The organism is Rothia sp. HMSC069C03, from assembly GCF_001811075.1.
GTDB lineage: Bacteria > Actinomycetota > Actinomycetes > Actinomycetales > Micrococcaceae > Rothia > Rothia mucilaginosa.
In genome coordinates this window covers 1-1,428 of the sequence record NZ_KZ627142.1, presented here as the reverse complement: position 1 = coordinate 1,428, position 1,428 = coordinate 1, and the positions used below count along the sequence as shown (strand labels likewise).

Here is a 1,428-nt window from a genome sequence, read left to right as displayed (position 1 = left end):
AGAAGAAGATTTTCACGCACAGTCAGTTCATAGCGGCCGTAGTCTTGACTCACCAAACCCACATTCGCCAACAAGTCATCAGGTGATATGTCCTGTACCGACTTACCTCCAATGAGGATGTCTCCTTTGGAGGGCTTAAGCATGCCCATGAGTGCATTTACTAGGGTTGTCTTTCCCGATCCGCTGGGCCCGACAATACCAATCATCTGCCCGGGACCAAAAGTGAGATTGATGTTTTTAAGAGCTAAAGAATCAGCTTTTGGATACTGGATAGCAAGATTCCTAATGGAAACGCCGGAGATTTCGGGGTAGGTATCGGCAACCGGATTTTTCTGCCCGGGCTGTGCGCTAGAAATAAACTTTCGATATATATCAATTGCGTTTGACCCCGCTGCCATCGAGCTAAGGTCGCTTCCCATCGAGCCAAGCGAGACTATAGCCGAGGTAATACCTATAACAGCTCCAGCAAGAGCACCGGGAGCCGGCACCGAGGCCGCTAGAAAAATAAGGGCTAAAGCTAGCAATGCAGCGCTTATAAAACCAACAATTGTATATATTCTGAGGATGTAACGAGCTAGGCCAATTTCCTCCTCACCGGATTTTTTCCGTTCTTGATTAGCGCGATGCGCAAAGAACGACCGAGCATTAAGAATTGCAAGCTCACGAGCAGTAGTTATTTGTGCAATCTGGTTAGTGCTATGCCACGCGTTGTAGCTATATGAATATATTTTTTCCATTGCCTCAGCATTTTTACCTGAATAGAGATGTGACATAAAGGCAACAGGAATCATGCCTGCAAGCATGCAGAGTGAAGCATATACATTGATCTTTCCTACGGAATAACTAAGGGCTCCCGTCGAAAAAATGATGAATATCAGAGCACCCATAGTGGAAACTTGAGATCCTAGACTCCCCCCTGTCACAGCTTCATGAGCTGCCCTTGATGAGCGAGCATAATCACCACTCGCGATTTCCTGAGAAGAACAAGTCGCCAGACGAGAAGATACGTTCTGAATACCTGTACTTGACATTCGAGAATTTAGAATCATACGCAGAGAGTCTGATGCTTGTCCCAGGGCAATGTATCCTGCCAGCACAAAACTAACCCCCAGAGCTAGCGGAAGCACTTCATCCTGGCTCTGACCCAAATGCTCAACAAGTCTAGTGACAGCCTCCATCTGCAGAGCAGGGAATAATGATAGGCACACAACAGACGCTAGATAGGAAACGGTCCATACGGGGTGATTTTTGAAAGCATAAACCACGGACCAAACAGTATTAGCCATAATCTTACGCATCTTTATAGTCCCTTTCAGCGGAAGTTTTGCGCCCTGCAGAATCTTCAGAGATCTGATTTTTGAAAATTTCCATAAACTTTCCCTCTGCCTTCAGTAGCTCCCGGTAGGTTCCTTGCTCCACCACACACCC

Annotated in this window: 1 protein-coding gene; it reads right to left on the bottom strand. The window is 46.6% G+C overall.

Features of this window, described 5'->3' with window-relative positions; genetic code table 11:
• On the bottom strand, nucleotides 1-1,298 hold a 1,298-nt coding region (locus HMPREF2779_RS08900), incomplete at its 3' end, for an ATP-binding cassette domain-containing protein (protein WP_141754863.1).
• Nucleotides 1,299-1,428: the final 130 nt, after the last annotated feature.